Raw genomic sequence first — 14,262 nt, 5'->3', positions numbered from 1 at the left:
CTGCCGTTTTTTTAGTCGTCGTGTTTCCAGCGATAGCTTGTCAGAATGAGCTCTGACGGATCACCGTCATTGACCGCCGGGCCATCTCTCAACCAGGCGAGTGTTGACGTGTACTCCCGTACCGTTTTTTCTTCATGCTCATATTCATAGGCAACAATAGATACCCGTACCGATTTAAAACCTGCCACATCAGTGCCTTGCGCTGTATCTAAAGGAATAGTGTTAGAAATAAAAATACCCGATTTATCAATAACCTTAAATTCGCTGAGTTTCATAATAGCTTGCGCGGTACCATTCCATAACCCGCCAAGAACCACCTGGTAAGTGCCTTTTTTCTCATCAAAGATGAACTTTACCGAATAGTTTTGTCCCAGCCCTTCAGGGTGATAACTACTTAAAGAAGGGACAATTGTGCGGTGATTAACATAGTTGACGCCGGCTTTACTGGTTTGCCAGTATCCGTCTTTCAAAGACTCCACGGTGGTTTACTCCTTTTTATATAAAATTGCAGACATAGTAAGAGATGCTGCGTTTTCTACGCCACACTGCTTGCTGAAGTGATCCAGACAAATGGCGAGTTCTTGTTGTGTTTCTTTTAGCGGGAATAACTGTTTTTTCGCGGCATTGATAGCATGCAGTAATACATCAGCGATGATTACGCTGCCCAGTTTCCCCATTCTGTGGCCAGGATTATCTTCCTGAGCGGAAGATTCGGCCAGCAAAAATGGCCAAAGCGGAAGGCGGTTTTCCCTGTGAAGGGTATAAAACAGTGATGCCTGGTTCATCGGATCCATCTTCAACTCTGTCAGCAGTGACTCGCTGTCGTCCATAGTCAATCCGCAGCCCTTAAACAGTTCAGGGTATTCTCCCTCAAGATACTGTTTACACTCCTGAACAGTCATTAATTCTGCTTTCATGCCAGCGGCAATATTACGCTCTGCGATATTACGGGAAACCGGTATCCCCCCCATGCCGGACACTACAATTAAGTTAATAGGCTGAACTTCCTGAGCAAACTCGCCGAAAAACAATGACCAGTCAATGGGCGGAATGGCCTTTCCTCTTTCAGCCTGATGAGTCAGCAGTGCATGCAATGTGAAACTGTCATTTCCACGAAGTTTATAGGTTTCGCGCACCATACTATGCCCAAAACGAAACGCTGCGTGACTGAATTCATAGGGCACTCTTGAAATGTATTCGTCGCTCCCGAGTATGGTGACAGCGGGCGGCTGTTCAGAAAAGTAATAGTCATAAACCTGCCGGTCCAGAATAGCAGGTAACCATTCATGAATAACCAGATGGTGAAACAAAGCGACAGTAATTTGTTGCGCTTTACGAAACCATGACACGTCCTCGCAGAGATGGGGCAAGTCTTGCTCCGGCGATTGACATAAGCTTCCCAGTATACGGTTGTGAATGCGCTGCCACTGACTGTGAAATTGAAGAATTATCGCATTGTCGTTATTACGGGGTTCAAACAGCAGGGGCGTATTGCAATTATCACGCAGACAATCCCAGTCATTATCAGGCAATCTGAAAAAGCCCTGTTCATCGGTAAGCCAGTGCGGAGGTAAGCCCCCTGATTCACCGTAGAGGCTGTCCATATTCAAAGCCGGAGAAACCTGCCTTGATGAATAGTGATTCTGTGCCGGATGGGTGGGTGAGATAATGTCGTGGGCTATCCACTGCCCCCAATACGTAAATCCTGCCGGTAACTTGCCGGGATTCAGAGGAATTTTGACAACTTTTTCGCTTCCTGCCGGCTCCGGAGGGTGAACAGGGTTTTCACTGACCGGTGTCAATAACGCTTGCATGCCAGCAGAGGTGTAAGGAGCCTCAGGCGTTTCGGAAATCGGATCGGACCAGGGAATAATTGCAGCCACCATCTCTGCAATTTCCTCTTTATCAGGCAGCGGCATCCGTGTTTTTCCGAAAAGATAATCCCTATCTTCACCACCCATTTTTTAGTCCTTTTTTACTTCCAGGGAGAACCGGTTGATCTCAGTATTATCATTATTGCCGCCATGACGGGACAGAATCAGCTGATAATTTCCGTTATCGATATCTCCGGCACGGATAACCATCGTGATTTCATTATTGTCATTCGGCTTCAATAGCCGCGACTCAATTTCCTCTCCCTTTGCACTGGTAAGAAGAGCGTAAACAGAGCCGCTAAAATCTGGCGGTGCATCACTGACAATGACTTTAAATTGCTCACCGTCATTGAAGTGTAAAGTCACAGGTTGAGTCACGTGACTACGAAAATCTTCAAGATAAACAATTGCCGGACTAACTTCCGGTTCGGATGTTACCAGAGCTGCCGGTAGCCAAATCCAGGCTGAGATTCCGGCGGCGAGAGCAAAAGCTCCCCATGCAGGCAACGAGGCAGTCTTTCTGACTTTCTGACTGACTTTCTGAGGTAAGACGGCCATATCAGGTACAACCTGACTTAGTGACTGGCTAAGTATCACTTGTTCCGTCAACTCATGTGAATCGAGCATAGCAACTTCAAAGGCAATTTCTTCATCCGGAGTCAGCTGCTTAGCAAGATAACGCCGGGTGAATTCATCATTATATTTTTCAGACATAAAAGGCCTGGTCAGTTTTTTGGCCTGATTGTGGTATCCGGCCATTCTGTCCATTAAAGTGCTTGTGAGAGACGGAAACTCTCACCTCTTCCGTAAAAGATATAAATTGCGGAGAAAAAGCATTCTGCCCGCCTGCCGGCGCTAGCAGCATCAGCACGATGACACCATCGATAATCTGCCTGACATTGGAAGCCGCTTCATCATCACCTTCAATAAGTTGTCTGAGACGCTGTCTTGCACGAAATAATACACGGTCAAAGTGAGCCGGCGTCAAATCCAGGCTGTCGCAAATCGTGCTTTTGTCCTCATCATGCAGATAAAAACGACTGAGAATTTCCCGGTCTCTTTCTGTACCCAGTTGATTTAACACCCGGAGAACCAGATTTGACGCATCACGCTCATGCAGCTGGTGCAGCAAAGTCGGGTTTTGCGCAGCAAACGTATCGGTAAGATCGGAAACATCAGTTTGTCTGCGGGTTTGCAAACGCCGGTAGGCTATCAGCGTATTAATGCCTGTCTGGCGAATAAAAGAAGACAGCGCATCCGGATTGCGGAGATCACCGTCCCGCAATTTTCTGAGAACAACGACGAATGTATCCTGAGTGAGATCTTCAGCCAGCGATAATGAATCGGTTTGTCGGTATAAAATAAAAAGCAGCCCCTGATAGTAATTTTCTACGAGCTGCCTTTCTGCATTTTTATCACCCTGAACGATGCGTTCAATAAGTGCGGCGGGGTGCGTCACGGGTGTTCCTAATCCGGGTAAAAATTTTTGAGTGCTTTATTGCTTTTGTGCTTCCAACCATATCGGCTAACGCCAGTTAAATCAATGCCTATCGAAGATCGCGACCGCTTCTGAAAGGCTTATTTACAGCACTCTATATATAAGAAAAAAGCACAATATGGCTATCTTGTGTCAGCTAAGCCATTGAAACACAACACCTGCAGAGAAAGCACAAATTTAAATCACCATTGATTATTTGAAAATTAATGAGATTTATTCTTAAAAAGTGTGGGAGAAACCGCCTGAATGGCTCACTGGTATCTGCATAAACACTTTAAATAAATAAGAATGTCAGAGAGGACAAGATGTCAAACCACGTTATAGCTGTTGTTATTCACGGTTTCGGTGAGCATCACAGGGCGTTTGCAGGCAATCTTATGAGCACAGTCAAACAAACCTGCCGGCAGTTAAACCCGCCTCAGCACGACATCCACTGGCTCCCGGTGAATATAGACTGGATAAATGAACTGAGAGCCACTGAAGACAATGACCCTTTGCGACTGACCAGCCGTGTTATGCCTCTCAGTGCCACCAGTGCACTTTCATTAACCGCACAAGTTAATGTATGTAATGCCGTCTTCCTTAATACCTCGTTACAAGCCGTTATTGAGGAAAAGGTTCAGGATTTAATTACAGAAAGTTGCGGCGCACTGACAAAGAAAACGCCGGTTATTATCGCATCCGGTCAGGATGGAAAGATGACATTATTCCAATTCAGCTGGCACAGTGCACAACAAAACAACGGTGCAAACAGTTCACCCGGCTATCGTTCAGTACCTGATTTCATGCTCAACAGCGCAAACGACAACACGATTCATCACAAACGCTTCCAATAAAAAATGCGCTCATAAGAGCGCATTTCTGTTAGTTTTTCAGTGAGTATCACATTATGGTGTAGTGGTACTGAACTGGTATACCGCCAGGAATGTTTCGCCTGTTTCTTCAATCTCAAATGTGTAGGTCAATGAGGTTGCCTGACCACCTGTAGGCGGAGAGTCCAGAGTCACAATCACTTCGGTGCCCTTAGTCAGTACCGTACCATTTTCGATACCACTAAAGAATGGGACAACTACGTTTCGTGAATCTGAGGCTGACACATTTGTTACGGTGAAATCGCCACCTTCGGCAAGCAACTTCAGGGTAACCAGAGTAACAGACTCAGGAGGCGGATCAGAGACTTCACGGGAGAAGTTACCGGCAAACTGAGAGCTTACGCTGAACTCATTATATGTATCCGACGAACCGCTCTTGCGGAATAATCTCACCCGTGGATCAACGGCTTCAATTTGCACGTTGTCTGCAGCACTGCTGACCGTGCCATCGTTAACCACAAGCGACAATACATAGCTACCCGCCAAATCTGTAGTGAATGTAGGATCTGCAGCAGTATCGTCATTCAGTGTCGCTGTACTGTCTGTGGGTTTTGAAACAAAACTCCATGCGTAAGTTAATGCATCATTATCCGAGTCAGTACTTGCAGCACCGTCCAATTGAACAGTATCGCCCGTTGCAACATTCTGATCTTCTCCCGCATTCGCTACAGGTGCCGAGTTACCACTCGCCACATTAATTGTCACACTGTCTTCAGCACTATCAACCGTGCCGTCATTTACAATGAGTGAAACAACATATTCACCTTCTGCATCCGGCGTAAAGGTCGGGGCAGCAGTCGTTGCTCCGCCAAGTACTGCAGTGTTAGCTTCAGGTGCTGAAGCAATGGTCCAGGAATAAGTCAGTGTATCACCATCAGCATCACTACTGCCGGAACCGTCTAATGTCACCAAAGTTGCCAGTGTAACGTTCTGAGTAGCACCGGCTTCTGCTACAGGCGCAGAATTTTCGGTACTGGCTGTTACAACAACGTCATCACTTTCACTGTCTGTAGTGCCGTCATTGACTGTCAGAGCAATGGTATATTCACCGTCAACATCCGGAGTAAAGGTAGGTGATGCAGATGCTGCATTACTTAACTGTGCACTGCTGCCGGCAGGTTGGGAAGAAAACGACCAGCTGAAAGTCAGACTGTCGCCATCTGCATCTGTACTGTCTCCTCCATTTAAAGTAACAACTGAAGAAGTAGGAACGTTTTGATCGGCACCGGCATCAGCAACCGGCGCGGTATTCGCAGCGGTGGCAGTTACCACGACAGTGTCGGAAGCACTGTTTACTGTGCCGTCGTTAACCACCAGAGAGACGATGTACTCACCGTCTACATCCGGTGTGAACGCAGCTGAAACAGCGGACGCGCCGGAGAGGGTTGCATCACTGCCTGAAGGCACAGATGTAAATGCCCACGTGTATGTTAAAGAATCACCATCGGCATCAGAGCTGCCTGCGCCTGACAGAGAAACTTCAGTGCCTGTCGCCACGTCCTGCGCACTGCCGGCTTCGGCAACCGGCGCGGTGTTTGTCGGTTCGCGGGAATCATCAACACTTGAACTTGAACCACCACAACCTGTTAATCCCAACACAACTGCGGTAGCGAGAATGCTTAACTTTGCCTGTCCCATGAGATCTCCTTATGGGTAAATACTTATTGTAGTAATTTGCTTCAGATAACCTCTGGCTATTCTGTCCTGCAATTTAATTTGTCCCTTTGCCTACGTATTAAAGCGCGATTTGTATTAGTTCTCTACAGCTAAATATTATCTTAACTTATACTTTATTATGAGATATTGACCGAAAACCAGCCAATTCAACGAGATAGGATCTAAAAGATTTTTTTGGCGTTTTAAGAAGTGGGAGCTGGCCGTAAGCCGGGTTCTGTCGTGGACAATCATTCCTCTAGGCCTGTAATTACTCACAGGCTCAAGCAACCTACCCGCCTTCCGTGCGGGCCGCACGTATAGAAGGCCTATTTGGTCTTGCTCCGGGTGGAGTTTACCATGCCACACACTGTTACCAGTGGCGCGGTGCGCTCTTACCGCACCCTTTCACCCTTACCGGCGCTTGCGCGCTTAGGCGGTTTACTCTCTGCTGCACTTGTCGTCGGCTCACGCCGCCCAGACGTTATCTGGCACCCTGCCCTGTGGAGCCCGGACTTTCCTCCCCTCTCTTGCGAGAGCAGCGATTGCCAGGCCAGCTCCGGCGCGCATTCTACAGAAGTTTTTAAGCGTAAGCGACAATAAAAAACTGGTTGGGAATTTCGATACGATAATACTGGTCCGGTTAATTAACATCTAACATCAGAAAATAGTCGACCCGCAGATTTGCTTAGTACTTTATAAATGCGAACGGGTAATACCAGTTAACGCACTCTCCAATGTTTTCATTTCCTCACTGTCGCAGGCATATCGCTGCATAAACGTTGCGACCCCCCGCAAGTTATCACTCATTGAAAATAAAGACTCTTGTGCATCTTTAGAAATGATTCCTAAAGCGCCATATATGCCTGCCATCGTCTCAATGTGCCCGGCGCTGGTCCCTTTACCCAACTGGGTGAATATGTCGGCATGGCGTCTGGCAATTGTATAGTGATACGTTTTACTATATGTATTGCGATATACCTCTTCCCCCATAATCGTTCGACTTATATCATCCCATACTTCGGTACGCGTAAAGTCGATAGGATCGGGGCCTAAGCATTTGGCTGCCAGGTGCTCATATGAAACAATGAAAAAACCTGTCATTGCTGTACTCATGCTAATACCCTTCAAGCTGTCTCGCATCTCTTGCTTCATGTTTTCTGGCTCACTATGCCGGCCAGCGAATAGAGACGCGAATTCCACTATGCCCGAATTAAGCGTAAGCTCAGTCAATTCGAGCATTGCTTTTTCAAAATTTTTGTCTTCCTCTGCAATAATTCGCATGTCGTTCCGGTACAGCGCGTTAATGTAAACGGCGCCATCATCACCGGCGCTAAACGGACCATTTCCTACCCTTACCCGATACGCAATAACTTCAAGTTCTGCAAGGCGGCGCTGTTTAGCATCGTTAATCACTTGCCAGGTAGAGGAGTGCTGCTTATCTGGCCGTATAAACAGGTCTGTAGTAAATTGGTTTAGTTCATCAATACTGGTAATTTTATTGATTTCATCGATAACTTTCTGGCTGGCTTGTTTAAGAAAGGGCTCACGCGCTTTAAATAGCCTGGCGAAAGTGTTGCTCACTACGGGCTGATTTCTGAATCCGACATACAAATCTTTATGTTGCTCAAACCACTTTCCGGAGGCAAGAAGTGCTTCTTCCGGCGTTGTATAGTCCGAATCCGCAGGCAAAGTATGTATCGAAAAATAATTAGTTAATAAAGCGGGAAGCTCACTGTTAATATACCCTCTGACCTCGTCCCGGGCTCTTATATTCAGATCATTCCAACTGGCCAATGTCCGCGGTTCTACGGCGCTCATCAGTGCTTTCAACTCTCCATTTTGAGCGTGTTGAATGCGCGCATTAATTTCAGCGTATACGTCTTCTCTCTGCGGCTTTTCTTTGTGCTCGACCCGCTTTGTTTCGGCCTGTATTTTTTCTTCAGGCGTTACTATTTTAGATTCACTCTGTGTCTTTTTCCTTTGTTCAACCAACCTCGTTTCAGCCGAAGTTTTTTCTTCTGGCCACAATGCATTGCGAACATAAACAGACTGCACTTCAAATTCGCTCAATGCCTCAGACTCATTCGTTTTGGCCAACTCATCCATAGTGTAAGCCTGCCACGCGGCTGCACCATCAAGCGCCATGCCACCAATGGCGGCACTCATGTAATGCAAAACCCGCGGTATCTCGCCAAAGCCGCCCGATAAGACGTTAATGTGCGATCTTCTTACCGGTAAGTTATTCTGCTGCGAACAAACACGCCCTAATTCGTAGACATACCCTTCACGCAATTCATCATCCATATCTAACAGGTTTTGCTCAAAGTAACTATTAAAGACCGAAGGCCTGAACAAATTAATCAGTTGAATAATCTGGACGCTTTGCGCCGGCGCTCCGGGATTTTTATTAAGCTCGTCTAACCACGCGGTAAGAGAAGGCATACAGCCTGAACCAGCTTTTTGTTGCAAATCTGGATGCCGGCCACTGGAAACATGCTGTAGACGGGATCGAAGCAAAAGCATTTGGTGGGTTAGCGAATCTACAGCGTCCTTGTTTCCCCCTGATTGCTGTAGCGCTAATTCTGTTTGTACTTTTTCCATTTCCTTTTTGATTTGAACCAGGCGGGCTTGTTTTTGCTGTTGTTTTTCGCGTTGGGCTTTTTGCTTTGCAGCCATAGCCTTTTGCCGCAAACGGTTCTGCTCAGCATTAATTTTTGCGCTCTCGCTAAACAAGTCATTAACTTTTTGGCGCAGCTCAGCAACTAATGCTGTATTGCCGTCGGCTCTGGCTTGTTGTCCCTGAATTCTGAGTAACTCAACCTGCTGGTTAATCAGATCTGTTTTTGCTTTTGCCTCAATACCTCGTTGTCTGATTTCATCTACATCTGCCCCCATATGCAAAGCTCTCTGCATGTATTCGGGAAGTGTTTTACCAGCCACCAGCAAAACCGGTGCTTTTTGGTTACTTTGCGGGCCGCCAAAAAACAGATAAATCTCATCTTTAGTTTTGCTAATTGCACCAAAAAGCATTACGGCTGGTTGCCTATAAGGCTGATACTGTATTTTGAGAAGGTTTAGCTCAGAAATAAGCTCACCGGTAAGCGGGTAAGTAGCGGGCGCAGGTATTGTATTCAGGTCATCAACTTTTGCGACATCGAATACTACCTTGCCACTTAAGGGGGCGCCTTTACCCAATTGCATTGCCTCGTGTTGAGCTCCCGTCCTCCCACTCCTGCGTTCCGGCGCGGTTGACACCTTAGGAACTGGTTGTGTGGACGCAATGTTCTCATCTAAATGCAGGGTTATTCGTTTTATATTGCCTTGTTCAACAGCCAGTCCTATCCAGTCTTTGGGCAGCTCAGGTAAGGATGTTTTTCCAAAGCTTAATTGACAAAAAAATACACCTGCTAAAAAGACTGACACAATTAAATATCTGTTCAATTTAAATCCCTTTAATTTATGGCCGAGCGTACTTACAAGCACTAATTCCTGAGCTCAGTAAGCAATTTTGTGCAAATAACAGACTAGCCTTAACTGTCTCCAAAAGAAAATTTTTAATCAAAGGTTGAAACTCATACGAAGAGGAGTTGCTATCTCATGCTACTGATATTTTTTTGTAGTTTTCCAGACGGATTTAGTGAATTAGACGGGTTCAGGGGAGATTAGCTGGTTGTTGGTGCTTCCGAATCCAGATCAGCCTGATGCAACATAGTCATGTCTGACTATTAAATAAAAGCTGAAACCGAATCCGTCGATTTATAAATGAGGAAGCCCACTGACGTGGGCTTCCTTAATCTAGAATAGCTTATTTTCTTTACAACTTAGTTTGGCGTGATGGCGTTGTGATAAACGTCCTGCACGTCATCGCAATCGTTCAGCATATCCATGAATTTCTCAAACATGGGCATATCTTCTTCACTGATCTCTACTTCAGTCTGCGGAATAAAACTGATTTCTTCAGCATCTAATGTGATATCAGGGTACGCTTCAGTCAATGCAGTTTTCACACTGTAGAATTCTGTATGGGGTGCATAAACAGTAATTTTACCGTCTTCACATTCCACTTCAGTCACGTCTACATCGGCTTCCATTAATACTTCCAGCACAGCATCTTCATCATCACCGGCAAACTGGAAAATCGCCTGATGGTCGAACATGTGAGCTACTGCACCGGGACCACCGATTTTGGCATTGGTTTTAGTGAAGCAATTACGCACATCGGTAATGGTACGGTTATTGTTGTCAGTCAGACAGTCAACAATCACCATGCAGTTACCCGGACCGAAGCCTTCGTAACGTGCAGGTACGAAATCTTCACCGGCACCACCTACAGCTTTATCAATGGCTTTTTCGATAACGTGGCTCGGCACCTGATCTTTTTTCGCTTTTTCCATCAGACGCTTAAGCGACAGATTGGTATCCGGGTCAGGACCACCGTTCTTCGCGCACACGTAAATTTCTTTACCGTATTTAGAATAAACTTTGGTTTTTGCGCCAGCCGTTTTGGCCATGGCGTTCTTTCTTACTTCAAATGCTCTGCCCATCTTAGGTCTCTGTATCGTACTTTTATCTGACAATGCCCGTGAAAAAATTCAGGCACAGTTTAAAAAATTGTCGTGCAGTTTACCGGCTTTGCCGCTGAGTTAACAGTTTTGCGTGACTTCCGGGGGCTGGCGGGAGCGAGCGCTTTTTCGCCGGGTCGCTTTGGTCACCCTACTGCGAACGCTGCTGACGGGTAAACTTATTGCAAATGAAACCGTCTGCCGCATGGATGCGGCAGCCGAGGCCCCAGGGATGGGTTCACGCCGTGTTTCATTTGCAATAGGTGTCCCGGCTAAAAAAGTGTTCGCCCCGCCAACTCAGGGCAAATGTTCCCTGGCCAGATATTCTCTGGATTGCATTTCTTTCAGGCGGCTCAGGCAACGGCGGAACTCAAAATTCAGCCGGCCGTCAGTGTAAAGCTTCTCCAGTCCCACTTCGGCGGTCATTATAAGTTTAACGTGACGTTCGTAGAATTCATCCACCATCGCAATGAAACGGCGGGCGGTGTCATCGTTGTTTGCTCCCATTTGCTTCACGTTGGCAACCAGTACCGAATGATAACAGCGGCTCAGTTCAATGTAGTCGCTCTGGCTGCGCGGCCCTTCACAAAGTGCAGAAAACTCGATAGACAATACCCCTTCAGCACTGCGGCGGGTAGGGATTTTACGGTTGTTCACCTCTATCATCTCGCCGGTCTGGTAATTTTCCGGCGCCAGTTGCTCAAAATACTCATGCAGGTGCCTATCGCCATCGGCATCCAGCGGTGAATGAAAAATTTCTGCCTGCTCCAGAGTACGAAGCCGGTAATCAATACCACTGTCCACATTAATGACTTCAGTGTGTTTATTAATGAGATCAATAGCCGGTAAGAAGCGGGCCCGCTGTAAGCCGTTCTTATACAGTTCATCAGGCACAATATTCGATGTCGCTACCAGGGTTATTCCACGGGAAAACAACTCCTGCATCAGTGTGCCAAGGATCATGGCATCGGTGATGTCGGACACAAAGAATTCATCGAAACAGATCACACGGGCTTCACTGGCAAGCCTGTCAGCCACAATTTTCAGCGGATCCGGTTCATTAGGCAGAGTTTTCAGCTCGTCATGAACGCGGTGCATAAAACGGTGGAAATGCACCCGTGATTTTTTACTGAAAGGCAAACATTCAAAAAAGGTATCGACCAGATACGTTTTGCCCCGGCCTACACCGCCGTAAAAATAAATACCGGTTACCGGCTTTGATACTGGCTGCTTGCCGAACAGTTTTTTGATACTTGCACCGAATCCGGAAGATGACGGCGCTTTGATGAGATCATCGTATAACCGCTGAAGCGCTCTGACTGCATTTTCCTGCGCAGGATCATGTTTAAACGTGGGCAACTGCAAATCTTGCTGATATTTTTCCCATGGCGTCATCGCCGAAACTACTCCCGATAGAAGGTAGGCAGAAGGTCCGCTGCACCGACCTCCTTGAAAAAACAAAATCTGATCTTAAATTCCGGATAAATACAGGTAGAATCGCAGCGCTGTGTGTTATGCGGGGTGGTCTTGGTCGAAGTAAAACCAAATACCGTATAAACCTGAATAAGCCACTATCATAACGCAATGCCGGGCTGCAGATAAGGTTTACAGGCAATGATTTGCTTTGAATCGTCGAAAAAAACGACGAAATCAAACTTTATCGCCATATCCGCATTTTGCAACAATTCGCAATGCGCATTCACGCTCATTACTTGCTATAGTCGGCATGAGTGATTGTTTTACTGTGCTTAACTCAAATAGTTATGAACACAGAGATTTTTGGAGAAATGAATGGACGTTTTAATTCCTGTTGCCCTGCTGATTGCGGGCCTGATTATCGGCTTCTTTGTTGCCCGCTATATGTATACCCGTGACGGCGCTTCCGGTTCGGCAAAACAGGCAGAGCAAAACATTAAGGAACTGATGTCACAGCAAGCGACACATCACATTCACCAGACCCGTCAGGCGGTTGAGTCAATTGAAAAGCAATGCCAGGCATTGAAGCAACAGGTTGCTGATTATGAAACCTTGCTTACTCAGGGCGAAGACGGTGATGCGCCCGGCGTACCTTTCTATGGTGAGCAGGCTACTACCTATTTACGTAACAATATGCAGGGGAGAGAAAAGTCCAAACCTGCACCGGTTTCTGACACTCAGCCTAAAGACTTTGCTAACGCAAGTTCCGGTTTGTTTGTCGGCAACGCCGGTCGTTCTACCGCAGAAAAGGACTGATTCAGGAACTTTTTCTCACTTACCTGAGTCTGTCAGTGATAGTAACCATATCGCATGAAACATGAGGAGTGTAAGCGAATATGAAGAAATCTCTACGCCAGATGTTGGTTGTCTCCAGTGTTGTCGCCAGTACTTTGGGTATGTCTGCCACGGCAGGCGCTGCGTTACCTTTCTTCGGCGATGATAAAAAACAGGAAGTGCCTTCACTGGCACCCATGCTTGAAGAAGCCATGCCGGCTGTGGTGAGCATTTCCGTTGAAGGTACTCAAACTGCCACGCGGCAGGTACCGGAAATGTTCCGCTACTTCTTTGGCGGCCCGCAGGAGCAGGTTCAGGAAAGACCATTTAAAGGGCTAGGTTCCGGCGTCATTATCGATTCGGAAAAAGGCTACGTAGTAACGAATAACCATGTCGTTGAAAACGCCGACGAGATTACCGTAAAACTGAGTGACGGCCGCGAATTTAAAGCCAAAAAGCTGGGTGCTGATGAACAAAGTGATATCGCACTTTTGAAAATTGAAGCGGAAAAACTCACTGCATTACCCCTGTCCGACTCAGATGAAATGCGTGTTGGCGACTACGTAGTAGCTATCGGTAATCCGTTCGGTCTGTCACAAACCGTTACTTCCGGTATCATTTCAGCCATGGGCCGCTCCGGCCTGAACATTGGCGGTTATGAAGACTACATTCAGACCGATGCAGCCATCAACCGTGGTAATTCCGGTGGTGCCTTGGTAAACCTGCGTGGTGAGCTGGTAGGTATCAACACGGCCATTTTCGGGCCCAACGGTGGCAACGTAGGTATCGGATTTGCTATCCCAAGCAATATGATGAAAAACCTCGTGGATCAGATTGCTGAATTTGGTGAAGTGCGTCGCGGACTGCTGGGAATTACCGGCAATGATGTGGATGCCGGACTGGCAAAAGCAATGGGCGTAAGTGCTAACCGCGGAGCTTTTGTACGTGAAGTAACGCCGGAGTCTGCGGCTGAAAAAGGCGGCCTGAAAGCCGGTGATATTATCACTGAAGTTAATGGTCGTGGTCTTCACAGTTTCCGCGAAATGGCTGCCAAAATTGCCAGTATGGGTGCCGGCGCTGAGGTTGAGCTGACGATTATTCGTGACGGCGAAGAAAAAACCGTGAACGTGGTGCTCGACGACGCTGCAGACAGCAAAGTGACTGCCGCAACCATTCACCCTGCGCTGGAAGGTGCAACACTGGTAAACGGAAAAGACGAAGCCGGCAACGATGGTGTGAAAGTGTCTGAAATCGAGCGCAACACGCCTGCAGCACGTATCGGCCTTCAGCCTGAAGACGTGATCATTGGTGTTAACCGCCAACGAGTGACCACTGTCGCGGAGTTCCGTGAGAAACTGGATGATTCCGGTGAAAATGTCATTGCACTGAATGTCAGACGGGGCACAGCCACCATTTATCTGGTCATTCGCTAAGCAATTAAAATGCAGTGAAGATACAGCGGGCCGGCAGCAAATACTGCCGGCCCGTTTTGTTTTTGCTAAACCGATGACCTGATTGGTATTCAATCATTTAGGTGATATCCTTAACAT

11 protein-coding genes and 1 other RNA gene are annotated in these 14,262 nt (G+C 47.0%); 3 read left to right on the top strand and 9 right to left on the bottom strand.

The window, feature by feature from the left end; translation table 11 throughout:
* Positions 1-11 precede the first annotated feature (11 nt).
* The 4 genes from ACXAGR_RS21660 to ACXAGR_RS21645 are packed head-to-tail and all read right to left on the bottom strand — an operon-like array spanning position 12 to position 3,333.
* Positions 12-479, bottom strand: coding sequence for a hypothetical protein (locus tag ACXAGR_RS21660; RefSeq protein ID WP_474852448.1), 468 nt, complete (start codon positions 477-479; stop codon positions 12-14).
* Between the two features lie 6 nt (positions 480-485).
* On the bottom strand, positions 486-1,961 hold the full coding sequence (locus ACXAGR_RS21655) for a peroxidase family protein (protein ID WP_474844903.1): 1,476 nt from the start codon (positions 1,959-1,961) through the stop codon (positions 486-488).
* Between the two features lie 3 nt (positions 1,962-1,964).
* Positions 1,965-2,588 carry a hypothetical protein gene (locus ACXAGR_RS21650; RefSeq protein WP_474852446.1) on the bottom strand — a complete coding sequence of 208 codons (624 nt, stop codon included), beginning with the start codon at positions 2,586-2,588 and terminating at the stop codon, positions 1,965-1,967.
* Complete coding sequence (locus ACXAGR_RS21645; RefSeq protein ID WP_474852444.1) at positions 2,581-3,333, bottom strand: RNA polymerase sigma factor; 753 nt, start codon at positions 3,331-3,333, stop codon at positions 2,581-2,583. Before ACXAGR_RS21645 ends, ACXAGR_RS21650 begins: the two co-directional genes overlap by 8 nt.
* Before the next feature lie 416 nt (positions 3,334-3,749).
* Here ACXAGR_RS21645 and ACXAGR_RS21640 point away from each other — a divergent pair, with 416 nt between their 5' ends.
* Positions 3,750-4,208 (top strand): hypothetical protein, encoded by a 459-nt coding sequence (locus ACXAGR_RS21640; RefSeq protein WP_474844906.1) that lies wholly within the window; start codon positions 3,750-3,752, stop codon positions 4,206-4,208.
* A 51-nt stretch (positions 4,209-4,259) separates the two neighbouring features.
* On the opposite strand, the gene ACXAGR_RS21635 is transcribed toward ACXAGR_RS21640, so the two are convergent.
* The 5 genes from ACXAGR_RS21635 to zapE all read right to left on the bottom strand — a co-directional run bounded on the left by ACXAGR_RS21635 (position 4,260) and on the right by zapE (position 11,857).
* Positions 4,260-5,882: a PKD domain-containing protein gene (locus tag ACXAGR_RS21635; protein ID WP_474844907.1), complete on the bottom strand. Its 1,623-nt coding sequence runs from the start codon at positions 5,880-5,882 to the stop codon at positions 4,260-4,262.
* Positions 5,883-6,109: 227 nt separating this feature from the next.
* Positions 6,110-6,458: RNase P RNA component class A (gene rnpB, locus ACXAGR_RS21630), an RNA gene on the bottom strand.
* Between the two features lie 135 nt (positions 6,459-6,593).
* Complete coding sequence (locus tag ACXAGR_RS21625) at positions 6,594-9,383, bottom strand: OmpH family outer membrane protein (protein WP_474852443.1); 2,790 nt, start codon at positions 9,381-9,383, stop codon at positions 6,594-6,596.
* 338 nt (positions 9,384-9,721) lie between these two features.
* A complete protein-coding gene (locus ACXAGR_RS21620) occupies positions 9,722-10,444 on the bottom strand; it encodes a YebC/PmpR family DNA-binding transcriptional regulator (RefSeq protein WP_119500204.1) in 723 nt (240 codons plus the stop codon).
* 315 nt (positions 10,445-10,759) lie between these two features.
* Positions 10,760-11,857 (bottom strand): cell division protein ZapE, encoded by a 1,098-nt coding sequence (zapE, locus tag ACXAGR_RS21615; protein WP_474852441.1) that lies wholly within the window; start codon positions 11,855-11,857, stop codon positions 10,760-10,762.
* Between the two features lie 396 nt (positions 11,858-12,253).
* Here zapE and ACXAGR_RS21610 point away from each other — a divergent pair, with 396 nt between their 5' ends.
* Together ACXAGR_RS21610 and ACXAGR_RS21605 are read left to right on the top strand one after the other, a co-directional pair.
* On the top strand, positions 12,254-12,694 hold the full coding sequence (locus ACXAGR_RS21610; RefSeq protein ID WP_119500202.1) for a ZapG family protein: 441 nt from the start codon (positions 12,254-12,256) through the stop codon (positions 12,692-12,694).
* An 80-nt stretch (positions 12,695-12,774) separates the two neighbouring features.
* The gene (locus tag ACXAGR_RS21605; protein ID WP_474852439.1) at positions 12,775-14,145 is read left to right on the top strand and encodes a DegQ family serine endoprotease; all 1,371 of its coding nucleotides are present in this window, start codon (positions 12,775-12,777) and stop codon (positions 14,143-14,145) included.
* Positions 14,146-14,262 lie beyond the last annotated feature (117 nt).

This window comes from Alteromonas sp. ABH4_457, from assembly GCF_056160625.1.
Note: the sequence above shows the minus strand (reverse complement) of the source record. Positions and strands in the feature narration are given on the sequence as shown.